The 25,535-nt window shown below is 61.6% G+C and carries 27 protein-coding genes; 3 read left to right on the top strand and 24 right to left on the bottom strand.

The features are described from left to right. Positions 1 to 12: 12 nt before the first annotated feature. The 17 genes from lipA to AC0L2Y_RS08720 form a co-directional block, all read right to left on the bottom strand. On the bottom strand, positions 13 to 978 hold the full coding sequence (gene lipA / locus AC0L2Y_RS08800; RefSeq protein WP_473555736.1) for a lipoyl synthase: 966 nt from the start codon (positions 976 to 978) through the stop codon (positions 13 to 15). Positions 979 to 1,114: 136 nt separating this feature from the next. After that, positions 1,115 to 1,372 carry a GlsB/YeaQ/YmgE family stress response membrane protein gene (locus AC0L2Y_RS08795; protein WP_473555413.1) on the bottom strand — a complete coding sequence of 86 codons (258 nt, stop codon included), beginning with the start codon at positions 1,370 to 1,372 and terminating at the stop codon, positions 1,115 to 1,117. Positions 1,373 to 1,470: 98 nt separating this feature from the next. Beyond that, positions 1,471 to 2,916 carry a dihydrolipoyl dehydrogenase gene (gene lpdA / locus AC0L2Y_RS08790; RefSeq protein ID WP_352491363.1) on the bottom strand — a complete coding sequence of 482 codons (1,446 nt, stop codon included), beginning with the start codon at positions 2,914 to 2,916 and terminating at the stop codon, positions 1,471 to 1,473. Between the two features lie 11 nt (positions 2,917 to 2,927). Continuing rightward, positions 2,928 to 3,566 carry an SGNH/GDSL hydrolase family protein gene (locus AC0L2Y_RS08785; RefSeq protein WP_473555412.1) on the bottom strand — a complete coding sequence of 213 codons (639 nt, stop codon included), beginning with the start codon at positions 3,564 to 3,566 and terminating at the stop codon, positions 2,928 to 2,930. Further along, positions 3,563 to 3,982 carry a hypothetical protein gene (locus AC0L2Y_RS08780; protein ID WP_473555409.1) on the bottom strand — a complete coding sequence of 140 codons (420 nt, stop codon included), beginning with the start codon at positions 3,980 to 3,982 and terminating at the stop codon, positions 3,563 to 3,565. Before AC0L2Y_RS08780 ends, AC0L2Y_RS08785 begins: the two co-directional genes overlap by 4 nt. 17 nt (positions 3,983 to 3,999) lie before the next feature. Then, on the bottom strand, positions 4,000 to 5,376 hold the full coding sequence (locus AC0L2Y_RS08775; RefSeq protein ID WP_473555407.1) for a pyruvate dehydrogenase complex dihydrolipoamide acetyltransferase: 1,377 nt from the start codon (positions 5,374 to 5,376) through the stop codon (positions 4,000 to 4,002). Between the two features lie 18 nt (positions 5,377 to 5,394). Further along, positions 5,395 to 6,798, bottom strand: a complete 1,404-nt coding sequence (locus tag AC0L2Y_RS08770; RefSeq protein ID WP_473555404.1) for a pyruvate dehydrogenase complex E1 component subunit beta — start codon at positions 6,796 to 6,798, stop codon at positions 5,395 to 5,397. A 15-nt stretch (positions 6,799 to 6,813) separates the two neighbouring features. Then, the gene (gene pdhA, locus AC0L2Y_RS08765) at positions 6,814 to 7,854 is read right to left on the bottom strand and encodes a pyruvate dehydrogenase (acetyl-transferring) E1 component subunit alpha (protein ID WP_352491368.1); all 1,041 of its coding nucleotides are present in this window, start codon (positions 7,852 to 7,854) and stop codon (positions 6,814 to 6,816) included. 171 nt (positions 7,855 to 8,025) lie between these two features. Continuing rightward, entirely contained in the window at positions 8,026 to 8,346 is a 321-nt protein-coding gene (locus AC0L2Y_RS08760) for an FtsB family cell division protein (RefSeq protein WP_292655325.1), read from the bottom strand. Between the two features lie 135 nt (positions 8,347 to 8,481). After that, positions 8,482 to 9,756: a phosphopyruvate hydratase gene (gene eno / locus AC0L2Y_RS08755; RefSeq protein ID WP_473555402.1), complete on the bottom strand. Its 1,275-nt coding sequence runs from the start codon at positions 9,754 to 9,756 to the stop codon at positions 8,482 to 8,484. A gap of 403 nt (positions 9,757 to 10,159) precedes the next feature. Further along, the gene (locus tag AC0L2Y_RS08750; RefSeq protein ID WP_023675091.1) at positions 10,160 to 10,525 is read right to left on the bottom strand and encodes a PRC-barrel domain-containing protein; all 366 of its coding nucleotides are present in this window, start codon (positions 10,523 to 10,525) and stop codon (positions 10,160 to 10,162) included. A gap of 122 nt (positions 10,526 to 10,647) precedes the next feature. Further along, positions 10,648 to 11,499, bottom strand: a complete 852-nt coding sequence (gene kdsA / locus AC0L2Y_RS08745) for a 3-deoxy-8-phosphooctulonate synthase (RefSeq protein ID WP_473555400.1) — start codon at positions 11,497 to 11,499, stop codon at positions 10,648 to 10,650. Further along, positions 11,496 to 12,383 (bottom strand): VOC family protein, encoded by an 888-nt coding sequence (locus AC0L2Y_RS08740; protein ID WP_473555397.1) that lies wholly within the window; start codon positions 12,381 to 12,383, stop codon positions 11,496 to 11,498. The genes kdsA and AC0L2Y_RS08740 overlap by 4 nt, the downstream gene beginning before the upstream one ends. Positions 12,384 to 12,479: 96 nt before the next feature. Further along, positions 12,480 to 12,767 (bottom strand): Dabb family protein, encoded by a 288-nt coding sequence (locus AC0L2Y_RS08735; protein WP_473555395.1) that lies wholly within the window; start codon positions 12,765 to 12,767, stop codon positions 12,480 to 12,482. Positions 12,768 to 12,870: 103 nt separating this feature from the next. Further along, positions 12,871 to 13,005 (bottom strand): hypothetical protein, encoded by a 135-nt coding sequence (locus AC0L2Y_RS08730; RefSeq protein ID WP_292655342.1) that lies wholly within the window; start codon positions 13,003 to 13,005, stop codon positions 12,871 to 12,873. 253 nt (positions 13,006 to 13,258) lie between these two features. Continuing rightward, positions 13,259 to 15,238, bottom strand: a complete 1,980-nt coding sequence (locus AC0L2Y_RS08725) for a bifunctional 2',3'-cyclic-nucleotide 2'-phosphodiesterase/3'-nucleotidase (RefSeq protein WP_473555392.1) — start codon at positions 15,236 to 15,238, stop codon at positions 13,259 to 13,261. A 131-nt stretch (positions 15,239 to 15,369) separates the two neighbouring features. Further along, a complete protein-coding gene (locus AC0L2Y_RS08720) occupies positions 15,370 to 16,635 on the bottom strand; it encodes an NAD(P)/FAD-dependent oxidoreductase (RefSeq protein WP_473555391.1) in 1,266 nt (421 codons plus the stop codon). A 180-nt stretch (positions 16,636 to 16,815) separates the two neighbouring features. On the opposite strand from AC0L2Y_RS08720, the gene AC0L2Y_RS08715 reads away from it, so the two are divergent. Further along, positions 16,816 to 17,472 (top strand): 5-formyltetrahydrofolate cyclo-ligase, encoded by a 657-nt coding sequence (locus AC0L2Y_RS08715; protein ID WP_352491374.1) that lies wholly within the window; start codon positions 16,816 to 16,818, stop codon positions 17,470 to 17,472. Positions 17,473 to 17,485: 13 nt separating this feature from the next. Here AC0L2Y_RS08715 and AC0L2Y_RS08710 read toward each other — a convergent pair whose 3' ends face one another. Beyond that, positions 17,486 to 17,959: an Lrp/AsnC family transcriptional regulator gene (locus AC0L2Y_RS08710; RefSeq protein WP_023675099.1), complete on the bottom strand. Its 474-nt coding sequence runs from the start codon at positions 17,957 to 17,959 to the stop codon at positions 17,486 to 17,488. A 158-nt stretch (positions 17,960 to 18,117) separates the two neighbouring features. Between AC0L2Y_RS08710 and ald the strand changes: the two genes are divergently transcribed. Further along, positions 18,118 to 19,233: an alanine dehydrogenase gene (gene ald / locus AC0L2Y_RS08705; RefSeq protein ID WP_352491375.1), complete on the top strand. Its 1,116-nt coding sequence runs from the start codon at positions 18,118 to 18,120 to the stop codon at positions 19,231 to 19,233. A gap of 249 nt (positions 19,234 to 19,482) precedes the next feature. Here ald and AC0L2Y_RS08700 read toward each other — a convergent pair whose 3' ends face one another. The 6 genes from AC0L2Y_RS08700 to AC0L2Y_RS08675 all read right to left on the bottom strand — a co-directional run bounded on the left by AC0L2Y_RS08700 (position 19,483) and on the right by AC0L2Y_RS08675 (position 24,212). Continuing rightward, a complete protein-coding gene (locus tag AC0L2Y_RS08700; RefSeq protein ID WP_473555388.1) occupies positions 19,483 to 19,950 on the bottom strand; it encodes a DUF1203 domain-containing protein in 468 nt (155 codons plus the stop codon). A gap of 76 nt (positions 19,951 to 20,026) precedes the next feature. Then, positions 20,027 to 20,833 (bottom strand): 4-hydroxy-tetrahydrodipicolinate reductase, encoded by an 807-nt coding sequence (gene dapB / locus AC0L2Y_RS08695; RefSeq protein ID WP_473555386.1) that lies wholly within the window; start codon positions 20,831 to 20,833, stop codon positions 20,027 to 20,029. Between the two features lie 145 nt (positions 20,834 to 20,978). Next, the gene (locus AC0L2Y_RS08690) at positions 20,979 to 21,542 is read right to left on the bottom strand and encodes a GNAT family N-acetyltransferase (RefSeq protein WP_473555384.1); all 564 of its coding nucleotides are present in this window, start codon (positions 21,540 to 21,542) and stop codon (positions 20,979 to 20,981) included. A gap of 5 nt (positions 21,543 to 21,547) precedes the next feature. Next, positions 21,548 to 22,399 carry a 3-mercaptopyruvate sulfurtransferase gene (gene sseA / locus AC0L2Y_RS08685; RefSeq protein WP_473555382.1) on the bottom strand — a complete coding sequence of 284 codons (852 nt, stop codon included), beginning with the start codon at positions 22,397 to 22,399 and terminating at the stop codon, positions 21,548 to 21,550. A gap of 35 nt (positions 22,400 to 22,434) precedes the next feature. Further along, positions 22,435 to 23,178: an alanyl-tRNA editing protein gene (locus AC0L2Y_RS08680; RefSeq protein WP_473555380.1), complete on the bottom strand. Its 744-nt coding sequence runs from the start codon at positions 23,176 to 23,178 to the stop codon at positions 22,435 to 22,437. Then, positions 23,178 to 24,212 (bottom strand): cysteine synthase A, encoded by a 1,035-nt coding sequence (locus tag AC0L2Y_RS08675; protein ID WP_473555378.1) that lies wholly within the window; start codon positions 24,210 to 24,212, stop codon positions 23,178 to 23,180. Before AC0L2Y_RS08675 ends, AC0L2Y_RS08680 begins: the two co-directional genes overlap by 1 nt. 215 nt (positions 24,213 to 24,427) lie before the next feature. Between AC0L2Y_RS08675 and AC0L2Y_RS08670 the strand changes: the two genes are divergently transcribed. Then, positions 24,428 to 25,249 carry an SDR family NAD(P)-dependent oxidoreductase gene (locus AC0L2Y_RS08670; protein WP_352491382.1) on the top strand — a complete coding sequence of 274 codons (822 nt, stop codon included), beginning with the start codon at positions 24,428 to 24,430 and terminating at the stop codon, positions 25,247 to 25,249. The last annotated feature ends 286 nt before the right edge of the window (positions 25,250 to 25,535 follow it).

Below are 25,535 nucleotides of genomic sequence, written 5' to 3'. Positions count from 1 at the left end.
AAAACCGGAGTGTTAGGCGGACTTTTTGAGAAACGCTTCGCGCGCCGCGCGCAACCTGGCGAAATCGTCGCCGGCGTGGTGCGACGAGCGTGTCAGCGGGCTCGACGCCACCAGCAGAAAGCCCTTGGTCCTGCCGATCGTCTCGAAGGACTTGAATTCCTCAGGCGTGACGAAGCGGATCACCGGATGGTGTTTCTTCGAAGGCTGCAGATATTGGCCGATGGTCATGAAATCGACATTGGCCGAACGCAGATCGTCCATCAGTTGCAGGATTTCGTTCCGCTCCTCGCCAAGGCCAACCATGATGCCGGACTTGGTGAAGATCGAGGGGTCAAGCTCCTTGACCCGCTGCAAGAGCCTGATGGAGTGGAAATAGCGCGCACCCGGCCGAACCGTCAGATAGTTAGACGGCACGGTCTCGAGATTATGGTTGAAAACATCCGGCTTGGCCGCCACGACGATCTCCAGCGCACCGTCCTTGCGCAGGAAATCGGGCGTCAGGATCTCGATCGTCGTCGACGGGGTTGCTGCCCTGATCGCACGGATGACATCGGCAAAATGCTGGGCCCCGCCGTCGGCCAGATCGTCGCGGTCGACGGAGGTGATGACGACATGGCTTAGGCCCATCTGCTTGACGGCGTGTGCGACACGCGCCGGCTCATCGGGATCGAGTGCGGTCGGGATGCCGGTGGCGACATTGCAGAAGGCGCAGGCCCGTGTGCAGATCTCACCCATAATCATGAAGGTGGCGTGCTTCTTCTCCCAGCACTCACCGATATTGGGGCAGCCCGCCTCTTCGCAAACCGTTACCAGTTTGTGAGACCTAACGATTTCGCGCGTCTCGGCATAGCCTTTCGACATCGGCGCCTTGACGCGGATCCAGTCAGGCTTGCGCAGAACGTCCTGATCCGGCTTGTGGGCCTTTTCGGGATGCCGCAGGCGCGGCGCGTTGGCAATCGTGTCGAGGACGGTGACCATGTGAAACCCGGCTCTTGGCAAGCGCTTGTCCAGCGCTCGCTCTACCCACGTCATCTAGGACTTTTCGGCGAAAAGAAAAAGGCCGCGATCACGCATGCCGCGGTGGCCTTTTTCGCATAGCAAGTATCGGCACAGGTTAGCGGCGCACCAGTCGTCCGAGCGCAATCAGAATGCAGGCACCGATGAAGCCGGTGATCAGATAGGCGATCCAGCCGACGCCGAAGATGCCGATGTTCAGGGCCTGCAAGATGGCGTTCAACACGATTGCGCCGACAATGCCGAGAATGATGTTCATAAGGATGCCGGTATTGCTCTTCATGACCATCTCGGCGAGCCACCCCGCCAAGCCGCCGATGATGATGGCTGCTACCCAACCCACGCCGTTCATTTCCATATGCCCTCTCCTTGTATGATGGATGATGCGTGCGAAACGAATTGCTCTGCCGTCGAGTTCCTTTGTGTCTTCCGCGTGAGACTCGCCCAATTAATTTATCATGCATTCAGTGCGCGACCATAGGCGTCGAGTACACTCTCCTTCATCATCTCCGACAGCGTCGGGTGCGGGAAGATCGTGTGCATCAGCTCTTCCTCGGTGGTCTCCAGGTTCATCGCCACGACGAAGCCCTGGATCAGTTCGGTTACTTCTGCGCCGACCATGTGGGCACCCAGCAACTGGCCGGTCTTCTTGTCGAAAATGGTCTTGACGAAGCCTTGGTCCTCGCCGAGCGCAATCGCCTTGCCGTTTGCGGCGAACTGGAAGCGGCCGACACGGATGTCCTTGCCGTCGGCTTTCGCTTTGGCTTCCGTCAGTCCGACCGAGGCGACTTGCGGATTGCAATACGTGCAGCCCGGGATCTTCAGCTTGTCGGTGGCATGCACGCCGGGGAAATTGGCGATCTTTTCCACGCACACCACGCCCTCGTGCTCGGCCTTGTGGGCGAGCATCGGCGGTCCGGCTACGTCACCGATGGCATAGATGCCGGGCACGTTGGTCTTGCCGTAGCCGTCGACGACGACACAACCGCGTTCCGTCTTCACGCCGAGCGCCTCGAGGCCGAGATTCTCGATGTTGCCTTGCACGCCGACGGCCGAGATCATGCGGTCGGCAGTGATCTTCTCGACCTTGCCGTCCCTCATCTCGACATGCGCGGTGACCGAGCTAGCACCCTTCTCGACCTTGGTCACCTTGGCTTCGAGGATGATCTTCATGCCCTGCTTTTCGAATTGCTTTTGCGCGAATTTCGAGACTTCGGCGTCCTCGACCGGCATCACGGCTGGCAGCAGTTCGACCACCGTCACCTCCGCGCCCATAGTGCGGTAGAAAGAGGCGAACTCGATGCCGATGGCGCCAGAGCCCATCACCAGCAACGATTTCGGCATCTCTTTTGGCACCATCGCCTCGAAATAGGTCCAGATCAGCTTGCCGTCCGGCTCGATGCCGGGCAATGCGCGCGGCCTGGCGCCGGTCGCCAGGATGATGTGCTTGGCGCTATAGGTGCCCTCGCCCTTGACGCCCTTGGGCGCCGGTGGCTGCGGCTCCATCGGCTTCTTCGACGATTTCGACACGACGATCTCGCCAGGTTTGGTCAGCTTGGCTTCGCCCCAGATGACGTCGACCTTGTTCTTCTTCATCAGGAAGCCGACGCCGCCGTTGAGCCGCAGCGAGACCTTTCGCGAGCGATCTACGACGGCGGCTGTGTCGACGCTGACCTTGCCATCGATCTTCAGGCCGTAATCCTTCAGATGATCCGAATAGTGCATGATCTCGGCGGAGCGCAGCAGCGCCTTGGTCGGAATGCAGCCCCAGTTGAGGCAGATGCCGCCAAGGTGCTCGCGCTCGACGATCGCCGTCTTGAAGCCAAGCTGGGCCGAACGCACTGCAGTGACATAGCCGCCGGGGCCGGAGCCGATGATGATGACGTCGTAGTTCTCAGCCACGGCTCTCTCCTTCACAATTCCAACATGAGGCGCACGAGCGGCGCCAGCGCTTGCCCGACGTTCCGCGTGTTTTCTGCGTCGAGGTGGACGCCGTCGAGCGGCGTGGTTTTGGCCACCGTGCCGGCATCGAAGAAGCCGCAGCCGGCCTCGTCGGCAAGGGCGGAATATTGCGGCGCCAGCCGCTTTGACGCGTCATCGCCGCCGGCGAACATTTCCTTGAATTCGGCGTTTTCCGTGCGGCTGACTACGGGCGGCGCGACGATCAGGATCTGCGGCGCCGGCCAATCGAATGGGTAATCGTGACCGCGCACGATATCGATCAGGCGTTGCACGCCTTGCTTGGCCGCGACCGGATTACCATGAATCCACGGCTTCATATCGTTGGCGCCGAGCATGATGATGATCAAGTCGATCGGCGCATGCGTCGTCAGGATTGTTGGCAACAGCCTTGCACCATTGCGGTCCGCCCCGGCCAAGTGATCGTCAAAGGCGGTGGTTCGGCCATTCAGGCCTTCGGCGATGATCTCGACGCCGCTGCCCAATGCCGCCTGCAGCACGCTCGGCCAGCGATCTTCCAGCGGATGCCGGCCGAGGTTTGCCGCGTCATAGCCCCAGGTCAGCGAATCGCCGTAGCAGAGGACCGTCTTCATGTGGCTGCCTCGCCGAAACCTGGTTGCGAGCGCCCCAATCGCCAGCGCACAAAAAGCCACTGGACCAGCACCGTAGCGATGCCCGGCAGGACGAGACCGGCGACGATGGGAAGATCGCTCGACCACTGGCGTTTGCCCGGCGGCTGGGAGAAAGTCCAGCCGATCAGGGCAACTCCAATGAGCACAAAAAATGCTAACCCTATGATCGCGGTCAGTTTTGTTGCCCGTCGTGGGTCCGACATGAATTGTGCGATGAAGAATGCGAGCGTCGCGAAGATGGTGACGAGAGCCGAGATTATGAATACAAGGATGTACTCCACGTCGGCATTGGTGGCGACGGCGAGCCACTGCACCACCAATCCGCCGGCTAAACCGGAAAGAAAGAAGGCAAACAGGCTGGTGAAGAATTTCCGCACCGCCCTGTTCCCCTCTCTTAGACCAGCATGCCCATCGGATTTTCGATCATACGCTTGAAGGCGACGAGCAGCTCGGCGCCGAGCGCACCGTCGACTGCGCGGTGATCGGTCGACAGCGTCACCGACATGATTGTGGCGATCTTGATCTCGCCGTTCTTCACCACTGCGCGTTGCTCACCGGCGCCGACCGCCAGGATCGTCGCATGCGGCGGGTTGATGACGGCAGAAAAATCCTTGATGCCGAACATGCCGAGATTGGACACCGCCGTGGTGCCGCCCTGATATTCTTCCGGCTTCAGCTTGCGGCTGCGGGCGCGGCCGGCAAGATCCTTCATCTCGTTGGAGATGACGGACATCGTCTTTTCGTCAGCACGCCGGATGATCGGGGTGATCAGGCCGCCGGGGATCGATACGGCAACGCCGACATCGGCGTGCTTGTGCTTGATCATGGCGTTTTCTGTCCACGACGCATTGGCATCCGGAACCGCCATCAGCGCCATGGCAAGAGCCTTGATGACCATGTCGTTGACCGACAGCTTGTAGGCCGGCGTTTCGCCCTTCTCGGTCTTCTTCACCGGCGCGGCCGCATTGATCTGCGTGCGCAGAGCCAGAAGTGCGTCGAGCTCGCAGTCGAGCGTCAGATAGAAATGCGGGATGGTGGTCTTGGCTTCGACCAGCCGCCTCGCAATGGTCTTGCGCATATTGTCGTGCGGGATCAGCTCGTAGGAGCCTTCGGCAAACAGTTTGAGCACCTGCTCGTCCGACATCGCCTTGGGTGCTGCGGCCGCAGGTGCCGGAGCGCCGGCGGGCGCCGCTTTTGCCGCTGGTGCCGCCTCGGCGCCGCCACTGGAAATTGCGGCATCGACATCGGCCTTGACCACGCGACCATGCGGGCCGGAGCCTGTCAGCACCGCGACATCGACGCCGGCTTCCCTGGCAATGCGCCGGGCCAGCGGCGAGGCGAAGATGCGCTCACCGCTTGCATGGCCGTTGGCGGTAGGCGGCGCTTCCGCCTTGGCTGCAGGTGCGGCAGGCTCCTGCTTCGGCGTTTCGGGCTTTGGTGTTTCAGCTTTGGAGACGTCCGCTTTCGGAACCTCAGCCTTTGCCGGCGCAGCGGCGTCACCGCTTTTCGCGGCAGAAGCAGCATCCTCGCCCTCGGCCGCCAACACCGCGATCAGCGCATTGACCTTGACGCCTTCAGTGCCCGCCGGAACCACCAGCTTGGCAACCGTGCCTTCGTCGACGGCTTCGACTTCCATCGTTGCCTTGTCGGTCTCTATCTCGGCAATCACGTCTCCCGGCGAGACCTTGTCGCCTTCCTTGACCAGCCACTTGGAAAGGTTGCCTTCTTCCATCGTGGGCGGAAGCGCCGGCATGGTGATGTTGATCGGCATTTTGTCCTCCCGCCCTGCTCAGCGATACGTGACGGCTTTGACCGCCTCGACGACCTCGCCGACATTGGGCAGCGCCAGCTTTTCGAGGTTCGCCGCATAGGGCATCGGCACGTCCTTGCCGGCAATGGTGATGACCGGTGCATCGAGGAAATCGAAGGCGCGCTGCGAGACCTGGTTGGCGATATGGTCGCCGACCGAGTTCTGCGGAAAGCCTTCCTCGACCACCACCAGGCGATTGGTCTTCTTGACCGAGGCGATGATCGTGTCGAAGTCGAGCGGGCGGATGGTGCGCAAGTCGATGACCTCGGCATCGATGCCCATGCCACGCAACTCCGCCTCGGCCTTGATCGCGTAGGTCATGCCGATGCCGAACGAGACGATGGTCACGTCCTTGCCGGATTTGTGAATGCGCGCCTTGCCGATCGGCAACACGAAATCGTCCATCTTCGGCACGTCGAAGGAGTGGCCGTAAAGGATTTCGTTCTCAAGGAAGATGACCGGGTTCGGGTCGCGGATCGCCGCCTTAAGCAGACCCTTGGCGTCGGCGGCGGTGTAAGGCATTACCACCTTCAGGCCGGGAATATGGCTGTACCAGGCGGCATAACATTGCGAATGCTGCGCGGCGACGCGGGCAGCCGCGCCGTTCGGGCCGCGAAAGACGATCGGGGCGCCCATCTGGCCGCCGGACATATAGAGCGTCTTGGCGGCTGAATTGATGATCTGGTCGATCGCCTGCATGGCGAAGTTGAAGGTCATGAATTCGACGATCGGCTTCAGGCCGGCCATCGCCGCGCCAACACCAACGCCGGCAAAGCCGTGCTCGGTGATCGGCGTGTCGACCACGCGCCGCGGACCGAATTCCTGCAATAGGCCTTGCGTGATCTTGTAGGCGCCCTGATACTCGGCGACCTCCTCGCCCATGACAAAGACATCGCCGTCGCGGCGCATTTCCTCAGCCATTGCATCGCGCAAGGCTTCACGCACCGTGGTCGAGACCATTTCGGTGCCGGCCGGGATGTCCGGATCGGCGGCAATTTCCAACCTGGGCGCGGCGGCAACAGGTGCTGCAGCTTCGCTCTTGGCCGGAGCGGCAGCGGGGGGCGGAGCGGCAGCGGGCGCTTCTGCTTGCGACTTGATAGCCTCCTCGCCGATGCCTTCGCCTGCCTCGTCAATGTCTTCGCCATCGACGGCCAGCACAGCGATCAGGGTGTTGACCTTGACGCCTTCGGTGCCGGCAGGAACCACGATCTTGGCAAGCGTGCCTTCGTCCACGGCTTCGACTTCCATCGTTGCCTTGTCGGTCTCGATCTCGGCAATGGCGTCACCGGCCACGACCTTGTCGCCCTCTTTCTTCAACCACTTGGAAACGTTACCCTCTTCCATGGTCGGCGAGAGGGCGGGCATGAGAATTTCGATCGGCATGTCCTTGCCCTCTCGTTAAAGTACGATATCGGTCCAGAGCTCGGACGGATCCGGCTCCGCGTCGTTCTGGGCAAATTCTGCGGCGTCGGCGACAACGTCGCGGACTTCCTTGTCGATGGCCTTGAGCTCGTCCTCGCTTGCCCATTTTTTGTCGAGCAGCCGCGCCTTGACCTGCTCGATCGGGTCACGTTCTGAGCGCATTTTCTGCACTTCTTCCTTGGAGCGGTATTTTGCCGGATCCGACATCGAATGGCCGCGGTAACGATAGGTCTGCATTTCGAGAATGAGCGGCCCATTGCCGGCGCGGCACCATTCGGCGGCGAGGTCGCCGGCGGCCTTCACGGCGCGCACATCCATGCCGTCGACCTGGATGCCTGGAATCTTGAAGGAGGCGCCGCGGTGCGAGAAATCCGTCTCGGCCGACGAGCGCGAGACCGAGGTGCCCATGGCGTAGCGGTTGTTCTCGATGATGTAGATCACCGGAAGCTTCCACAGCGAGGCCATGTTGAAGCTTTCGTAGACCTGGCCCTGGTTCGCGGCGCCATCGCCGAAATAGGTCAGCGTCACATTGTTGTTGCCGCGATAACGGTTGGCGAAGGCAATGCCGGTGCCGAGCGACACTTGCGCGCCGACGATGCCGTGGCCGCCGTAAAAATGCTTCTCCTTGGAGAACATGTGCATCGAGCCGCCCTTGCCCCTGGAAAGGCCGCTACGGCGCCCGGTCAGTTCGGCCATGACGCCGCGCGGCGACAACTCCATGGCCAGCATATGACCATGGTCGCGATAGGCGGTGATCATCTGGTCGCCATCGATCAGCGCCATCTTCATGCCGGTAACGACCGCTTCCTGGCCGATGTAGAGGTGGCAGAAACCGCCGATGAAGCCCATGCCGTAAAGCTGGCCGGCCTTTTCCTCGAAGCGGCGGATGAGCAGCATGTGCCGGTAGGCGGCAAGCTCCTGGTCCTTGGTGAACTCAACAGGCTTTGGGGTGGAAAGGCCCGGCGTTTTGCCGTCGGATTTGGATTTGGCAGGCGCTCTTCTGGTGGCGGTGGCCATGCATCACTCCCTGTGGGCGTCTCTTGGCGGACAGCGAGGGAGATCAGTTCTCCCACCGATTTGAGGCAGGCTAACATGCAGGGAAGGCTTTCGCCATGCCGAAAACGCATGGCTGTCATGCATCTAAGCAATTAAAATCATTGCAAATATCGCTGATTAACTGAGATCAGGTTATCTTGCGACCGGCAGCATGATGGTGATCTCGTCGGCGTGGGACAGATTAAGTGCCTTGCGCGCCTGCTCGTCCAGCATGTCCTTCTCCAGCGTGCCCTCATGCATCAGCTGAACGCGGCGCTCGAGGTCGATCCGGCGCGCCTTGACGGCATCGAGCCTGCCCTGCAATTCGGCAGTCTCGGCTTCGAGCTGATACTTGGAATAGATGCCGAACTCGCCATGATAGGCATGGAAGCCGAAATAAGTCAGGAACACCACGCAGAGCGAGGGGATGATCAGCCGGCCGGTGTTTCTTTGCTTGTGCTGGCGTGTCCACATGGTCCGAATCCTCTACGCCACCTTTGTCGCCCGATTGTGCTTAATGGACGGTTACAGACTGTTGGATTCAGAGCCAGGAAGCAAAAAAGGGCGGGAATGTCCCCGCCCTCGCCGCCGCGGATTTTCTCTCGAAAATCAGCTTTTCACGATGGACTTGCCGGCATATCGCGCCTGCTTGCCGAGCTCCTCCTCGATGCGGATGAGCTGGTTGTACTTGGCCATGCGATCGGAGCGTGACAGCGAACCCGTCTTGATCTGCCCGCAATTGGTGGCAACGGCGAGGTCGGCGATGGTCGAATCCTCGGTCTCGCCCGAGCGGTGCGACATCACCGCGGTATAGCCGGCCTTGTGCGCGGTCTCGACGGCGTCGAGCGTTTCGGTAAGCGAGCCGATCTGGTTGACCTTGACCAGGATCGAATTGGCGACACCCATGCGGATGCCGTCGCGCAGCCGCGCCGTGTTGGTGACGAACAGATCGTCGCCAACCAGCTGCGTTTGCTTGCCGATGAGATCGGTCAGTATTTTCCAACCGTCCCAGTCATCCTCCGCCAGGCCGTCCTCAATGGTGATGATCGGGTAGTCGGCAGCAAGCTTGGCCAGATATCTGGCCTGCGCCTTCGGGTCGCGGGTTTTCCTCTCGCCTTCATAGACGTAGTTGCCATCCTTGAAGAATTCGGTCGCCGCGCAGTCGAGGCCTAGCGCAACCTCCTCGCCGGGCTTGAAGCCAGCCTGCTCGATCGATTCCATGATGAAGTCGAGCGCGGCCGGCGCGCTCTTCAGGTTGGGGGCAAAGCCGCCCTCGTCGCCGACATTGGTGTTATGGCCGGCGCCCTTCAGCTTCTTTCGCAGCGTATGAAAGATCTCCGAGCCCCAGCGCACGCCGTCGCGCAGCGTCGGCGCGCCGATCGGCAGGATCATGAATTCCTGGAAATCGATCGGGTTGTCGGCATGCGCGCCGCCATTAATGATGTTCATCATAGGCACCGGCAGCACATGGGCCTTGGTGCCGCCGACATAACGGTAGAGCGGCAGGTCGGCCGCTTCGGCCGCGGCCTTGGCCACCGCCAGCGACACGCCGAGGACGGCGTTGGCGCCGAGCCGGCTCTTGTTGGGCGTACCATCGAGCTCGATCATGGTCTGGTCGATATGGATCTGATTCTCTGCCTCCATGCCGCCGATCGCCTCGAACAGCTCGCCGTTCACCGCCTCGACCGCTGTCAGCACGCCCTTGCCGAGATAGCGGGGGCCGCCATCGCGCAGTTCGACCGCCTCATGCGCGCCGGTCGAGGCACCGGACGGCACCGCGGCGCGACCCATCGAGCCGTCTTCGAGCACGACGTCGACCTCGACGGTCGGATTTCCGCGGCTGTCCAGGATTTCACGCCCGACAATGTCGATGATGGCCGTCATTGCGATGTCCCCAATTGATCGATTGAAGCGTCGCGCACCTCTTAGCCAAAGCGCCGCAAAACGCAATCGGGGCACCTGCAAATATTGCCCGTGCGCTACGGGATTCACGAAGCACGAAGCGCTGTCATCATTTGTCATGCGCCGCATGCCGGTTTCTGGTCTATGGCTCTTGTCGCGCGGGGCGAAACAGGAGGAGTTTCGCCATGTCCCAGTTGAGCGGTATTGTGAGTTTGTTCCTGATTGCGGCTGCGTTCCTGACGTCGTGCGACAATCAGCAACCCCCGCAGGGATCGTCGCCTTTGCCGGCCCTGCAGATTGCGCAGTAGCATCCCGCCACATCGAAAGGCCCCCGATTTCCGGGGGCCTTTTTTGATTCCAGGAGACTTAGTCAGTGCCAGTAAGGTCAGTGCCAGTAAGGCTCGACCTTGTAGTAGTTGTATGAGGCGTCACGCGCGGCCTCGCCGTCGGCGCCGGTCAGCTCGTTGATCGAATAGGAAGGAGCGGCCATCAGCTGGTCTTTGGTGAACGGCACGACATAGCCACCCTTGTTCTCATCATAGTCTAGGCTCGCCCACGGAATGGCGTGGTATTTCTCGCCGATGCCGAGAAATCCGCCAAAACCGATCACGGCAAACATGATTCCGTTCGACAATTTGTCGAGCATGACGTCCTCGATGTCGCCGATATGAGTGCCTTCCGTATTGTAGACCGATGTGCCGATAACCCGCGAAGCGGCGATGGCTTCGGTGTGTCCCGTCTGGGTCGTCATGGTGTGCTCCTCGTCATCGTTGACATTAGATTTTGACAATGAGGGCCGCGGGCTAAGGTTCCAGGCGGGTTCGAAATTCTTCAAAGTTTTCTTGGCGACGCTGCTGTGGCGCTACCGCTGGTTCAACCCACGCTTTTGGCGATGCGATCGAACGCCATCAGCCGTTCAAGCAATGCGGGAAGATCCTTCAGCGGCACCATGTTGGGACCGTCGGAAGGCGCGTTGTCGGGGTCCTGGTGCGTCTCGATGAAGACGCCGGCGACGCCAACCGCGACGGCCGCGCGCGCCAGCGTCTCGACAAAGCGCCGGTCACCTCCAGACGAACCGCCCTGCCCACCCGGCTGCTGCACGGAATGGGTGGCATCGAAAATCACCGGCGCGCCGATCTCGGCCATGATCGGCAGCGCCCGCATGTCGGACACCAGGGTGTTGTAACCAAAGGATGCGCCGCGCTCGGTGACCAAGACATTGGCGTTGCCGGAGCCGATGATCTTGGCGACGACGTTCTTCATGTCCCACGGCGCGAGGAATTGCCCCTTCTTCACATTGACCACCTTGCCGGTTCTTGCCGCAGCAATCAGCAAATCGGTCTGCCGGCTAAGGAAGGCGGGAATCTGCAGGATATCGACATGCGGCGCGACGATCGCGCATTGTTCCTCAGTGTGGACGTCGGTCAGGATCGGCAGCGAAAAATTCTTGCGCAAATCGTCGAAGATCGGCATTGCCGCTTCAAGTCCCGCACCGCGCGTGCCGCCAAGCGAGGTGCGATTGGCCTTGTCGTAACTGGTCTTGTAGACGAGCCCGATGCCGAGCCTTTCGGTCAGTTCCTTTAGCGCACCGGCCATGTCGAAAGCGTGCTGCCGCGATTCCAGCTGGCATGGACCGGCGATCAGCGACAGGGGCGCGCCGTTGCCGAAAATGACCTTGCCGACCGCAACGGAAGAGTTCGGCATCAGTGGATTGAGCTTGTTCATGCGATCTCCCGGAAAATGAAGGCTGCGCCCTGCCCTGGCGCCGGCGGCACGATGATATCACCGCCGCGCATGTGATGTTCGACGGAATTGGCTGCAAGCAGCTTGGCGACGGCATCGCCGTGCCTAATCGAAAAGACGATCCCAGCAAAGCGGAGTTCAGATGGTGCGCCGGCAGGAATGCCGAAGCGTGCCGAATAGGCTGCAGGATCCAGAACGGTCACGACGGCATTCGGCAGCTCACAGACAGTGCCGCCGCCCTGAGCCTCGATTCCGGCTGCGATCGAAATCACATTGCGTTGTTCGGAAGGTTCGCCACTGACTGCCACGACTTCGACAATGCCGGTTGCGCTATTAGCGTGGGCCTGCAACGCAGTGCGGTCGAGGTTCGGCGCATTGATCCGCTCGCAGGCGAAGAGAAAAGCGTCCGTTGTCTTGCCTGTAGCCGCGAAGGCCAGTTTGAACGATGCGGTGTCGCTCTTTCCCGCCGCATCGGTGAAGGCGCGCGAAAAGCTTAGCGCGTCTCCCGCCGACAGACCGGCTTCCATGTAGCGCGCGTGGTCCGCGGCGGCGCTTTCGGTGCCCAGCGCCACGGCAGAAAATCCTTCATCGCCGTTTTCTTCGCGATAGGTGCGATCACGCGCGACAAAGACATTGCGGTTCGCGATCGCCGTTGCCACGGCCTGCCGGTCAGCGACCGCGAGCGGCTCGAGATAGGTACCGTCGGTGAGGAAGACACAGCAGTTTTCCGTTCCGAAAGGGTGGATACCTGTCGGCGCAACGGTAAAGCCGAGCGAGGTCAAGCGCGCCCGCGCAACATCGAGGCTCGCTGTCGGCAGCACCAGGTGATCGAGCGGATGAGGCCTTGCGGGGGTGTTCTCGGTCATGTCCCGCGCGATGTGCCTCATTCCTGAAAACGGTTCAAGGGCTTGGCCGACGCCTCAGCGGCAAGACCACCTCAGCCCGTAGGGGACGGCGGCTCGTCAACTTGCAACAATGTCGGCCGAATAACGCAATTCGCGCAGAGGTTTGACCCGGCTGGTTGTCTCTGCATAGAGCGGATGCGCCTTGTAGGCGGCGAGCGCCGCTTCGTCCTCGAACTCGGCATAGACGACCACATCGATCTCATCCGAGAGCGGGTCGACCTTAGTGTTGAGCGTCACCTCGAAATGACGCGAATGAGGTATCTTGGCAAGCGCCAGGAGGCCCGTGCGCACTGCCTCGACATCCGCTTTATGCCGTGCGCTGAAGAAAACGATATGCCGGATCAACCCAGCCTCCTCGACCGTTGGACCGGCGTTCTTTTGTGTCAGCGGCAGCGTGCCGTCAATCGGCAGGTTTGTCGCGTCTGCGAACCGTAGCAGCGAAGAGAAACTACACCATGCTGGTTACATAGTGCACGATGCGGGTCACCTCCCTGACCGTCCTGTCGAGGTAGCGGCCTTGGTTGTAAATGCCGTCCCAGATCAGGAAAAAGGTGACAGTCGTGATGACGATGACATAACGCATGACTAAAACTAGCGCATATGGACGCTTGCAACCATAGCGATTCCAACGCTGCTTGGGAGGCCCCCCGAATTTTTTAGCGAGCCTTAATCTAGTTGCCCTGGGATTCTTGCTGGCCTCGCCTCGGTCTCCACACGCCCCCGCCGTCAAGCGGCGTTTCGTACCACCTCCTGACAAGGTCCCCCTGCCTGGGAGTGGCTGCCGTATCGGGACATTTTCTTAACCCTGAGACAGTTTCGAGCCGACGCTCAAATCCTCAAAGAGTGATGCGGTATTTTGCAAAGCCTGCTTCGCCCTCGCCCGCCGGCTCGATCTTCAGCGACTTCACTTGCGCAATGAAATCCTTCGCCTTGGCGCCGGTCTCGAATACGACGCTGGTTCCCGGTAGTGGCGCAAACGACCAGTTGGCGTCCGCCGACGGGTTGATGGTGCTTTTGCTGACGATATAGCGCACGATCACGTCGCGGTTGGTGTCGGGCGCTTCGTAGATGATCTTCGAGGCATTGATCTCCGGGAAATTGCCGCCGCCGCCGGCCCGGTAGTTGTTGGTGGCGACGACGAATTTTCGCTTGGGATCAATTGGTTTGCCGTCGAACATCAAGTCAATGATGCGGGTCGAGCCGGCATTCACCAGCCCGCCCTTCGAATCATATTTCGGTGGCTGCGACAGATCGATCTTGTATGTGACGCCGTCGATCACGTCGAAATTATAGGATGGGAAGTCGGTGTTGACGAGCGCCTGGTCGGCTTTGCCCGGTTCGATCCGGTTGAAGATGCCGGCCGACATTTCCAGCCATTCCTTCACCTCTGCCCCGGTGATTTCGACGGCGCGCACCGTGTTTGGATAGAGGTAGAGGTCGGCGACGTTCTTGATGGCGATATCGCCCACCGGCACGTCGGTGTAATAGTCGGCTCCGTTGCGCCCCCCGGCCTTGAACGGTGCCGCCGCCGACAACAACGGCATATCCTTCCACTCTGTGTTCTTCAGGATGTCCTTCAAGTACCAGGTCTGCGCCTGGCTGACGATCTGCACCGATGGATCGTCGGCAACCAGCGTAAAATAGGAATAGAGCGGCGCCGAGGTTTTGCCGACCGGCCGGCGCACATAGGCAAGCGTCGCCTCGTGGTCCTGTTTGAGCGCGTCGACGATGCGCTGGTCGTCCGCGACGGTCGGCTTGTTCGTCTTGTCGACCTGCTCAAAGATAGGCCTGGCCTCAGAGATCGCCGAGGCGATTTTCCACGTCGATCCGTCGCGCTCCAGCAACAGGTCGATCAGCCCCATATGCGAGCCCCAGAAGCCGGCCATGACGGCGGGCTTGCCCTGCAACGTGCCCTTCGCCGTATCGACCGCGTCCAGTGACTGAAAGTCCTTCTTGCCGGGGAAGACGAGATGCTGGTGGCCGGTGAACACCGCATCGATACCTTCGACACCGGCAACGAAGAAGGAGGCATTCTCCATCATGTCGCTTTGCTTCACGTCGATGCCGGAATGGGAGAGCGCAATGACGATGTCAGCGCCTTCTTCCTTCATTTGCGGCACCCACGCTTTGGCCGCCTCGACGATGTCGCGCGTCTTGACGCTGCCCTGGAGATTTTTCAGGTCCCAGACCATGATCTGCGGCGGCACGAAGCCGATGATGCCAACCCGGATCGGTTGCTCGGCGCCCGACCCGTCTTTGATCTTCCTGTCGAGGATGACGTAAGGCTTGAGATAAAGCTTGTCGTCGCGCGGGTTCGCGGCGAGCTCCGTGCCGCGGATCAGGTTCGCGCAGACAAACGGGAAATTGGCACCGGCCAGCACCTTGTCCATGAACGACAGGCCATAGTTGAACTCGTGGTTGCCGAGCGTCGAGCATTCGTAGCCGAGCAGGTTCATGCCCTTCATGACCGGATGCAGATCGCCGTCCTTCATCCCCCTCTCGTAGGCGATGTAGTCGCCCATTGGGTTGCCTTGCAGAAGGTCGCCATTATCGATCAGCATCGCGTTGGTTGCTTCCTTGCGCACGGCTTCAATCAACGATGCCGTTCGCGACAGCCCCATCGTGTCGTTAGCTTTGTCGGCGTAGTAATCGTAAGGCAGCACGTTCACGTGGATGTCGGTCGTCTCCATAATCCTCAGATGCGCCTGATTGGCTTGAGCCCGGGCGGAGAACGGGTGCAGCATGATCAGCGCTCCGCTGGCGGCAACGCCGGCGAGGAAATCGCGGCGTGAGACTAGGTGGCGCAATTGGGACATTCGTTTTCTCTTTCTTCCACGACGTGACAAGTCCTGCCCGAAGCAAAGCTTCGCGCCGAAATACAGCCGAGTCCAGAAGCCGATTCCATCAAGAGGAGGTGACGCGCCGATGAATGTCCGGCAGCGAACAATCAGCCCTTATCGTCGTCACCCTGGGTGATCAGCCGAGCGCTGCGCTGACCGGTGAAGTAGATCCATAGCCAGCTCAGGGAAACCGCAAGCCGGTTACGAAAGCCGATCAGGAAGTAGATATGCGCCAAGCCCCATAACCACCAGGCAAGCCGGCCGGTAAGCTTGATCCAGCCGAAATCGATGACCGCGGCGCGCTTGCCGATCGTCGCCAGATCGCCGTCATGCCTGTAGCTGAAAGGACGCGGCGTCGCGTCACCGGCAAGCCTTGCCTTGATCGTCGCGGCGACGTGCCGTCCCTGCTGCTTGGCGGCGGGCGCGACGCCCGGCACCAGCCGGCCGTCCGGCCGCAGGACGTGCGCTGCGTCACCGACGACGAAAATCTCCGGGTTTCCCGGCACACTCAGGTCGGGCTCGACAAACACCCTGCCCGCGCGGTCCGCTGCCGCGCCGAGCCATTCGGCGGCCGGGGAAGCGGCGACGCCCGCCGCCCACAGGATTGTCCTGGCCGGCAAATGGGCGTCGCCGAAGACGACACCCTCGGCATCGCAGCGCGTAACCGCCCTGCCGAGTTCGACGGTCACGCCGAGCCGTTCGAGCGCCTTCGTTGCATAATCGGAGAGTTCGGGAGCGAAATTCGAGAGGATGCGGTCGCCGGCCTCAATCAGCACCACACGCGTCTCGCGCGTATCGATGTTGCGGAACTCGCCGCGCAGCGTGTCATGCGCAAGTTCGGCAATGGTGCCGGCCAGTTCCACGCCGGTCGGCCCGCCGCCGACGATCGCCAGCGTCAGCAATGCCTGGCGCTTGGCGGGATCGGTTTCCCGCTCGGCCTGCTCGAAAGCCAAAAGAATACGCCGTCGAATGGTGGTGGCGTCCTCCAGCGTCTTCAGGCCCGGGGCGAACGGCTCCCATTCGTCATGGCCGAAATAGGCGTGTCGCGCGCCGGTGGCCAGCACCAGCGTGTCGTAAGCGACCGTGCCGCCGTCCTGCAGCAGCACCCGCTTGCCGCCGCGGTCGATTCCAGTCACGGCGGCGAGCAGCGTCGTCACGTCATTGCGCTTGCGCAGGAGATGGCGGATCGGCCAGGCCACTTCGGAGGTGGCCAGCGCCGTCGTCGCCACCTGGTAGAGCAGCGGCTGAAAAAGGTGATGATTGCGCCTGTCGATCATGGTGATGCGCACCGGTGCGCCGGCAAGTGCGCGGGTGAATTCGAGGCCGCCGAAACCGGCACCTACGACGACGACGTGATGGTTGGCTGTGTTCATCTCACTTATCCCTCTCGCCAAGACTGATGTAAGTATCGTTGTGCAGTGCAGCAATGGCTGCGCTGCAACTGCCTGGGACTCGTCTCTTGATGTCGTGAATACGCATGCTGCAGGCCCATTCCCGGATATAGCCTACGTCCAGGATACGACTTGGTTGGAACTGTATATTGCAGGTGAAGCATGGCTAGGGATGAAGACGAAGGCTCAGCGCAGTACGCCTCGCCGCCTTGTTTTATGCACGAGCTCGACCCGGAGTTCCAAGCGCCGCTATCCGACTGGACCGACGTAAGGCGCTGGCGCAAGGCCGAGCGCGAGCGGTTGATCGCATCCCGCCTTGCCGTTTCAGCCGACACGCGCGCAGCCATGTCGCAGCGCATTGCCGAAGGGCTCGACGCGGTGATCGGCGACATCGCCGGCCGCATGGTCAGCCTCTATTGGCCGTTTCGCGGCGAGCCGGACCTGCGCCCGTGGATGGAAACCGTTAACGCGCGGGGCGGGCGCACGGCGTTGCCCGTCGTCGTGGAGAAAGACCGGCCGCTTGTCTTTCGCGCCTATACCCACGGAGACCGGCTGGAGAAGGGCGTCTGGAATATCCCGATACCGGCTGACGGCGATCCGGTGCTGCCCGACATCGTCATTTCGCCGATTGTCGGCATCGATCCCGGGCAGTTTCGCCTGGGTTATGGCGGCGGCTTCTTCGATCGCACGCTTGCCGCGATGCCCTCCAAACCGCTGGTCATCGGCGTCGGCTACGAACTGCAGCGCATCGTCACCATCTACCCACAGCCGCACGACATTCCGATGGACCGTGTGGTGACCGAGGCATTCAACACCTAGGCGAGTTCGGGGCCTAGGCGAGCTCGGGCTTCATTCCCACGGCAGTGCGATCGACGATTTCGCGCAAGGCAAAAGACGAATTGATCTTCGTCACATGCGGCATTGCCGACAGCCACTCCTTGTGGATACGTTCGTAGTCGACGAGATCCTTTGCCGCGATGCGCAGGATGTAGTCATATTCGCCCGACATCAAATGGCAGGACAGGACGTTCGGGCAGCGCTTTATCGCCGCCTCGAAATCCGACAACGTCTTCTCGAATTGCCCGGACAGCGATATATGCACGATCGCCGTCATCTGGTGCCCAAGTGCAGCATTGGAAAGCCGGGCATGATAGCCGCGGATGGTTCCGGATTTTTCCAGATTGTCCAGTCGCCGCGAACAGGCCGACTGCGACAGGCCAACCTTCTCGGCCAGCGCTGCGTTCGGTATCCGCCCGTCTTTCTGCAATGTCTCGAGAATGGCGATATCAATCCTGTCGAGCGGCATTTTTGCGGGTTCCTGCGACAATTCTAATGTTTTGCGCAACGATTATCGAACAGTGGCCTCTCAGGCAAGCGCATTCGCAAACACCTACCGAGCGATTCGTGGTTCACTATCTCTGGACAGGGAACAGCCCCAAAAAGGGGACGGATCAGGAGAAAAAAATGCGCGTCGGTTGCCCCCGGGAAATCAAGAACCATGAATACCGCGTCGGCCTGACACCCGGTTCGGTCCGCGAATATGTCGCGCATGGCCATGAAGTGCTGGTCGAGACCGGCGCTGGCGCCGGCATCGGCGCCGACGACAACGCGTATCGTGCCGCCGGCGCCACGATTGCCAAGACGGCCGCCGACGTGTTTGCCAAGTCGGACATGATCGTGAAGGTCAAGGAGCCGCAGCCCAACGAATGGGTTCAGCTCCGCGACGGCCAGATCCTCTATACCTATCTGCATCTTGCTCCGGATCCGGAGCAGACCAAGGGCCTGCTGGCCTCCGGCGTGACCGCGATAGCTTACGAGACCGTCACCGACGAGCGCGGCGGCCTGCCGCTCCTAGCACCGATGTCGGAAGTCGCCGGCCGCCTGTCGATCCAGGCGGGCGCCACGGCGCTGCAAAAGGCCAATGGTGGCCGCGGTGTGCTACTTGGCGGCGTGCCCGGCGTGCTGCCCGGCAAGGTCACTGTGCTCGGCGGCGGCGTCGTCGGCCTGCATGCCGCACGGATGGCGGCCGGCCTTGGCGCCGATGTCACTATCATCGACCGCTCGATCCCGCGCCTGCGTCAGCTCGACGATATCTTTGGCGGCCGCGTCCACACCCGCTACTCGACCGTCGAGGCGCTGGAGGAAGAATGTTTTTCGGCTGACATAGTCGTCGGCGCCGTGCTGATCCCGGGGGCAGCAGCACCCAAGCTGGTGACGCGCGAAATGCTGTCGGGCATGAAGAAAGGCGCCGTGCTGGTCGACGTCGCCATCGACCAGGGCGGCTGTTTCGAGACCTCGCACGCCACGACCCATGCCGAGCCGACCTATGAGGTCGACGGCGTCATCCACTATTGCGTCGCCAACATGCCGGGTGCGGTGCCGGTCACCTCAGCCCACGCGCTCAACAATGCGACGCTGCATTATGGCCTGCAGCTCGCCGACAAGGGCCTCAAGGCGCTGGTAGACGACCACCATCTGCGCAACGGGCTGAACGTCCACAAGGGCAAGATCACGAATCGCGCAGTGGCCGAAGCGCTCGGTTACGAGCTGGTCGAGCCGAAGGCCGTTCTCGCCGCCTGAGCTGTCCGAATCTGCCTCTCCAGTGCCCGTCGGATTCGTCCGACGGGTTTTTTCTTATGTCGAAAAACTGAAAAGTGTCGAGGCGCGCGGAATGACCGGACAACAAAAAAGCGGAGCCAAAGCCCCGCTTCCTCGATTGTCGAAAATTCCCGCCGGTTCATCCGCGGTCGGCAAATCGATCGACAGTGTCTTTCTACCGCCGGTATGCGACGGGCGTACGACAGCCCCAAGCCGGTGCAGCCTGTCCGGTTACGCGCGGTCGATCCGGCACTGATAGCAATTGTTGCCCGCCGAGCGGATGTGGACGTAAGCGATGTCGTCGCGTTCGAACAACGTCTCTGCCCGTGCGGCAATGGCGTCGGTCGGAATTACGCCGCCGCTGCCGTAAACGATGCGGTCGTCCTTGCCATAACCGCGCACGATGTAATCGCTGCTTTCGAGTATTTCGGGAAGCAACTCAACCTCGACAGCGCGTTCGCATTCTTCAGCATGAAGAAAGATCGGCCCGGTTTCGGTATAAGGCTGCAGCTCCGGAAAAGGCCGATATGCCAGAACAAGATAGGCTTCTCCCGTAGCAACGTTCTTCAGGCAGTGACGGCAAGGCACGCCGTCGCCGTCCGAAATCTGCCGCTCTGGCTTAAGGCCATAAGCATCCGCCCCGCCGCGCTGAAGTGCCCGGACGGCATCGGTTGGCAAGGCTTTGAATTTTAGCGTCATGGCATGATCTCCGGTGTGTCGACTGGAGATTATGCTCGCAAGACGGAGCTTCCCACCCGATTCCTGCCGAAATGGATCAATCCATCAGCGCGTCGAGACCACGAACCAGACCTTTGATCTGCTGCACCCGTCTGATGGCGAGCAGCGTGCCCGCCACGTAAGGCGCCGCGGACGAGCCAGCGTCGTGGCGGATGGTCAGCCGCTCGTCTGGCAGGCCGAACAGCGCCTCGCAGGACAGGATGTAGGACGGCAGGCGAAGCGCGTGCACTTGCACCCCCTCGCCTGCGCCGACCGCACCACCGCGTGTAGCGGGCACGCCAGAGACCTCGGAGACCGGCTTTGCCGTTGAGGCCTTGCGGATGTCGGCCAGCGCCTCAGCAAGCTCCCGTGCGGTACCGGAGGGCGCGTCGGGCTTCTTTGCACTGGCATAATCGATGACCTCGACATCCGGCACGTATTTTGCCGCCATAAGTGCAAACCGCTTCATCAGCGTGGCGGTGATGGAAAAGTTGCCGGCGGCAACGACGCCGACGCCGTTGGCGCGCGCCGCGGCGTCGATGTCGGCATAGTCGGCAGCACCCAGTCCCGACGTGCCGATCACAGCGTGCCGTCCCTTGTCGATGGCGAGCAGCACATGGTCTTTCACGACATGCGGCTTGGTGAAGTCGACCAGCACGTCCGACGGCGCCTCCAGCGCCTCGGCCAGCGAGGCGGAAACGGTGATACCATTAGCCGGCATGCCAACCAGCAGACCGGAATCCTGCCCCGCGCCGCTGCGTGATACCGCCCCGGCCAGCGCCATGTCGCCTTGCGCCCCGATCGCCGGAACCAGCGCCTTGCCGACCCAGCCGGTCGCGCCGGCCATTACCACGCGTATTGCCATCGTGCGATCCTCCATCGGTTTTTAGACGATAGCGATATGGAAAGAGCCAAGCTCATTCAAGCCGGGTCCGCCTTTGAGTGTTGATCCAGAGACCCTGGGACGTGGCAACGACAAGCTGAAGCTTGGATGAACGGGCCTGAAAAAATCAAAGCCGCATGACGCTGGCCGCCCGCTCGGCAAAAGACATCGGATGTACGACCTCCTTTTTTTGCGCCACTGGCGTAAAGCCGATTTTTTGATAGAGCGGCAGTGCTGCTGGGTGATCGAGGGTGCAGGTCTGCACCGTCACCCGCTTTGGCCCGTGCGACCAGGCTGCGGCGATTGCCGCACCGAGGAACCAGCGGCCGATGCCTTGCCCGGTCGCGTGCTCCATCATTCCGAAATAGGCGAGTTCGACTTCTTCCGGCAAATGCGGCTTGAGGTCGAAGAAGCCGGCCGGCGCACCATCCAGATAAAGTACCCTGATGTCGCGGTCCTCGCGGTGGATGCCCGCCGCAAGCTCCTCGTCGCTCAGCCTCAGCACATTGACCCAGTGCCATTTGCGGCCGACCCGATCCATCAAATAGCGGTAGAAATGCAGCGGAATGTCTTTGGTCTTGAGCAGCGCGATCTGGCGGTTGTAGGGCAGCGGCGGCGAATAGGCAGGCGGCACATGCATTTCGAGAAACGTCACGGTGACGTCGATGTCTTCCAGCGATCCGTCTTCCATCCCCGTCAGTCCTTGCCCGTCACGACGGGCGTGTCGGAAAGCCCGCCCCATTCGGTCCATGAACCGTCATAAAGCCTGTTGTCGGCATGGCCAAGCGTCTCCAAAGCCAGCGTGATGGCTGCCGCGGTGACGCCCGACCCGCAGGAGGTGACGACCGGCTTCGACAGGTCGATGCCGGCTCCTTCGATCACTTTGCGTAGCCTGTCCTTCGGCAACAATTCGCCGTTTTCCGAAAGCGCCGAAAACGGCACGTTGTGCGCGCCCGGCATATGGCCGGAGCGGATGCCGGGGCGCGGCTCCGGCTCGGTGCCGGCAAAACGGCCAGGCGAGCGCGCGTCGGCGATCTGGCTCTCCCCCGTCTCGACGATCCGGCGCATGTCGGCAAGGCTGGCGACGCGGGCCGCATCGAAGTTGGCATAAAACACGCAAGGCGCGATCTTCGTCGGCTCCGCCGTCACCGGCCGTCCGGCGGCTTTCCAACGGTCGAAGCCGCCGTCGAGCATATAGACCTGGAACACGCCCATGACGCGAAACAACCACCAGGCGCGCGGTGCAGAAAAGAACCCTGGCCCGTCATAGACAACAATCGTGTCATCGGCCGAAATACCCATCGCGCCGACATATTGCGCGAAATGCTGCGGCGACGGCAGCGTGTGCGGCAGAGCCGCGTCGGGGTCCGAAACCGCATCCTGGTCGAGGAAGCGGGCGCCTGGAATATGCGCTGCGTCATACTCGGCGCGCGCGTCACGCTTTTGCGCCGGCAGATACCAGGACGCGTCTACAATCGTCAGGCCGGGCTCGCCGAGCCGCTTCTGTAACCAATCGGCATCGATGGTGAAAGGACTGTCGTCGGCCATCTTTTCTCTCCTGTCCCGCCCGTCGCAGTCCTATATCAGGCTGGCGGCATAGGACCAAAGCGAATGCGGAAGCGCCGGTTCTCGCGACCCTTCTTCTCGATCTTGCCGATATGGATCTCGCCGATTTCGCTGGTGCTCTTTACATGGGTGCCGCCGCAAGGCTGGCTGTCGATCGAGGCGTTCTCGCCGATGCAGACCAATCGGATCTTTCCCGTGCCGGCCGGGGGCCGCACATTCTTGGATTTCACCAGGCCCGGATTGGATGCCAGTTCCTCGTCGGAAATGAGCCGGGTGAAGATCGGGTGGTCGGCTCGCACCAGCTCCATCAGTCTGGCCGTCACGTCTTCCTTGCTAAAGCCGGCGTCCGGGATGTCGAAATCGATACGGCTGTCGTCCTCGGAAACCGCGGCGCCGGTGATCGGGAACGGACAGACGACGGTAAGCAGGTGGCAGGCAGAATGCATGCGCATCAGCAACTGCCGCCGCGGCCAGTCGATGGCGAGCCTCATGCGCTCGCCCACCTTTGGAACTGCCTGCTCCGGCGCCGGCACATGGATGATCTCGTCCTTGGTTTCGCCGGTGATCGTAGCGGCAATCGCTATGCCGGTGCCGTCGGCGCGTTCGAGGCTACCGGTGTCGCCCGGCTGCCCGCCCGATGTGGCGTAAAACACCGTCCGGTCCAGAATGATGCCGCCGCGATCGTTGACTGCGACGACGGTGGCGTCGGCCGTCCCCAGATAGGTGTCGTCACGAAACAGCGCTTCGGTCTTGTGCGCCATCACGCAACCCTTTCGAATGGCACCGAAATCGTGCTCTGTTGCTCCATCCAGCCCGGCACCGGCAGCTTCTTTTCGCGCAGGAATTCAGGATTGAACAGCTTCGACTGGTAGCGCGTGCCGTAGTCGCAAAGCATGGTCACGATGGTGTGGCCGGGGCCTAGCTCGCGCGCCAGGCGAATGGCGCCGGCAATGTTGATGCCCGTCGAACCGCCAACGCAAAGCCCCTCCTCCTGGATCAGGTCGAATACGATCGGCAGTGCGTCCTCGTCGGGGATCTGGAAGGCAAAATCGGGTGTAAAGCCTTGGAGGTTGGCGGTGATCCGCCCCTGCCCGATGCCTTCGGTGATCGAACTGCCCTCGGATTTCAGCTTGCCGCTGGTGTAGAAGGAATAGAGCGCTGCCCCCAGCGGATCGGCCAGCGCGATCTTGACCTGGTTGTTTTTGGCCTTCAGCCCGAAACCGACGCCTGCCAGAGTGCCGCCGGAACCGACCGCCGACACGAAACCATCCACCTTGCCGGCAGTCTGGTTCCAGATTTCTTCGGCCGTGGTGCGGATATGGCCGTCACGGTTGGCGACATTGTCGAACTGGTTGGCCCAGATCGCGCCGTTCGGCTCGGTCTTCGCCATCTGATCGGCCAGCCGGCCCGACAGCTTCACGTAGTTGTTCGGGTTCTTGTAAGGCACGGCGGGCACTTCGATCAGCTCGGCGCCGAGCAGTTTGATCGTATCCTTCTTCTCCTGGCTCTGGGTGTCGGGAATGACGATCACCGTGCGATAGCCGAGCGCCTTGGCAACCAGTGTCAATCCGATGCCGGTATTTCCGGCCGTCCCCTCGACGATGACGCCGCCGGGCCGCAGCAGCCCGCGCTGCTCCGCATCGCGGATGATAAACAGGCCGGCGCGGTCCTTGACCGACTGCCCGGGATTCATGAATTCGGCCTTGCCCAGGATCTCGCAGCCGGTTGCTTCCGAGGCCTTGTTGAGGCGGATCAGGGGCGTGTTGCCGATCACGTCGATCACAGAACGGGGCATGGAGATTCCTTTGTGGGTGCGGCGAAACCCTAGAAACCCGAAGCTTCGGTTTCAAGGCAAGAATTTGCCTGGTCCAGTCGCATTTCGCACACTGCAATTCCTGCAGCCAGGCGCGCCCGGCCGGTATTCATTTCAACCATGTACCGAAAAGCACTCTTTTCATTCGATTTCTTCACCGTTAGAGCACAAGCTAAGAAGAGCCGGCGGGGCGCAGCATGACACTCTATCGGGCCAATCCGAAGCATGGCGTCGCCTGGATTACGGGCGGCAGCAGCGGTATCGGCCGTTCGCTGACCAAGGATCTTGCCGCTCGGGGCTATGTCGTCGCGGTGACTGCGCCCGATGACCATCCGATCGATACGCTCATCGTCGAAACGGCGCAGATGGCGGGCCGTGTCGCAGCCTATCCTTGCGACGTGACCGACGAAAAACGTATGGCGAAGACGGTTGCAGCGATCGAGAAAGATCTCGGTCCGATCGTGTTGGCAGTGTTCAACGCTGGAAGCTATATCGCAACGCCGGGCGAGGATCTTGTGGCGCGCAATTTCCGTCGGTCTTTCGAGGTCAATTATTTCGGCATCATCAATGGCCTGGTGCCTGTCATCGAACGCATGCGCATACGCTCGCGCGGTCATGTCGTGCTGATCGGTTCGGTCACCGCCTATTTCGGCTGGCCGACCACCGCCGCCTATGGCGGCACCAAGGCGGCAGTCAATATCCTGGCCGAGTCGCTGAAATACGATTTCGACAAGATGAACGTCCGCATCCAGGTGATTAATCCGGGCTTTGTCGACACGCGGCTGACCGAAAAGAACTTCCTGCCGATGCCGGGCTTGATGCCGGTCAATCTGGCCTCGCGCCGCATCGCGCAAGGCATCGAATACGGCGGCTTCGAAGTCACTTTCCCACGCCGCCTGAGCTGGACGCTGAAGCTGCTCAGGATGCTGCCGAGGCCGTTCTGCCGATGGGTGATCAGCACGGTCACCCGCTGGAATGCGCGGCCGCTGAATTTCGACCGCAAGCCGCCGGTCGAATAGGATCAGTGACGGGGCGACGATCATGTTTGCGGGTCGCTGGGGCGCCAGGTCATTGCCGGCGACGCGCTGTCGCCATCGACCACGGCTTTCCTCGCGCGGCGGATTGTCATTTGGATCGAGGCGGTGGTGAAGTGAACCAAAGGCCCTCAAGCAAAAGGGGGGGGCCCCCCGGGGGGGGGGGGGGGGCGCGCGGGCGGGGGGGGAAAAAACCCCCGGGGGGGGCGGGCCCCCCGGGGCAATATTTTGGACCCCGCGCGCCCCCCCCGGGCCCCCCCCGCCCGGGGGG

Source organism: Mesorhizobium sp. WSM4830, assembly GCF_055811495.1.
The sequence above is the reverse complement of the archived record's forward strand: the minus strand, read 5'-3'. Positions and strand labels throughout refer to the sequence as shown.

Bases quoted from the DNA above. Each gene is read 5' to 3' on its own strand.
- AC0L2Y_RS08670 (WP_352491382.1), top strand. From the start codon at position 24,428: ATGACACTCTATCGGGCCAATCCGAAGCATGGCGTCGCCTGGATTACG.
- AC0L2Y_RS08700 (WP_473555388.1), bottom strand. From the start codon at position 19,950: ATGACGCTAAAATTCAAAGCCTTGCCAACCGATGCCGTCCGGGCACTT.
- AC0L2Y_RS08740 (WP_473555397.1), bottom strand. From the start codon at position 12,383: ATGACCGAGAACACCCCCGCAAGGCCTCATCCGCTCGATCACCTGGTG.
- AC0L2Y_RS08760 (WP_292655325.1), bottom strand. From the start codon at position 8,346: ATGTGGACACGCCAGCACAAGCAAAGAAACACCGGCCGGCTGATCATC.
- AC0L2Y_RS08795 (WP_473555413.1), bottom strand. From the start codon at position 1,372: ATGGAAATGAACGGCGTGGGTTGGGTAGCAGCCATCATCATCGGCGGC.
- eno (WP_473555402.1), bottom strand. From the start codon at position 9,756: ATGACGGCCATCATCGACATTGTCGGGCGTGAAATCCTGGACAGCCGC.
- lipA (WP_473555736.1), bottom strand. From the start codon at position 978: ATGGTCACCGTCCTCGACACGATTGCCAACGCGCCGCGCCTGCGGCAT.
- AC0L2Y_RS08720 (WP_473555391.1), bottom strand. From the start codon at position 16,635: ATGAACACAGCCAACCATCACGTCGTCGTCGTAGGTGCCGGTTTCGGC.
- dapB (WP_473555386.1), bottom strand. From the start codon at position 20,833: ATGGCAATACGCGTGGTAATGGCCGGCGCGACCGGCTGGGTCGGCAAG.
- pdhA (WP_352491368.1), bottom strand. From the start codon at position 7,854: ATGGCCACCGCCACCAGAAGAGCGCCTGCCAAATCCAAATCCGACGGC.
- AC0L2Y_RS08750 (WP_023675091.1), bottom strand. From the start codon at position 10,525: ATGACGACCCAGACGGGACACACCGAAGCCATCGCCGCTTCGCGGGTT.
- AC0L2Y_RS08775 (WP_473555407.1), bottom strand. From the start codon at position 5,376: ATGCCGATCAACATCACCATGCCGGCGCTTCCGCCCACGATGGAAGAA.
- AC0L2Y_RS08675 (WP_473555378.1), bottom strand. From the start codon at position 24,212: ATGCCCCGTTCTGTGATCGACGTGATCGGCAACACGCCCCTGATCCGC.
- AC0L2Y_RS08770 (WP_473555404.1), bottom strand. From the start codon at position 6,798: ATGCCGATCGAAATTCTCATGCCCGCCCTCTCGCCGACCATGGAAGAG.
- kdsA (WP_473555400.1), bottom strand. From the start codon at position 11,499: ATGAACAAGCTCAATCCACTGATGCCGAACTCTTCCGTTGCGGTCGGC.
- AC0L2Y_RS08710 (WP_023675099.1), bottom strand. From the start codon at position 17,959: ATGCCGCTCGACAGGATTGATATCGCCATTCTCGAGACATTGCAGAAA.
- AC0L2Y_RS08715 (WP_352491374.1), top strand. From the start codon at position 16,816: ATGGCTAGGGATGAAGACGAAGGCTCAGCGCAGTACGCCTCGCCGCCT.
- AC0L2Y_RS08680 (WP_473555380.1), bottom strand. From the start codon at position 23,178: ATGGCGCACAAGACCGAAGCGCTGTTTCGTGACGACACCTATCTGGGG.
- ald (WP_352491375.1), top strand. From the start codon at position 18,118: ATGCGCGTCGGTTGCCCCCGGGAAATCAAGAACCATGAATACCGCGTC.
- AC0L2Y_RS08730 (WP_292655342.1), bottom strand. From the start codon at position 13,005: ATGCGTTATGTCATCGTCATCACGACTGTCACCTTTTTCCTGATCTGG.
- AC0L2Y_RS08690 (WP_473555384.1), bottom strand. From the start codon at position 21,542: ATGGAAGACGGATCGCTGGAAGACATCGACGTCACCGTGACGTTTCTC.
- AC0L2Y_RS08785 (WP_473555412.1), bottom strand. From the start codon at position 3,566: ATGAAGACGGTCCTCTGCTACGGCGATTCGCTGACCTGGGGCTATGAC.
- AC0L2Y_RS08725 (WP_473555392.1), bottom strand. From the start codon at position 15,238: ATGTCCCAATTGCGCCACCTAGTCTCACGCCGCGATTTCCTCGCCGGC.
- sseA (WP_473555382.1), bottom strand. From the start codon at position 22,399: ATGGCCGACGACAGTCCTTTCACCATCGATGCCGATTGGTTACAGAAG.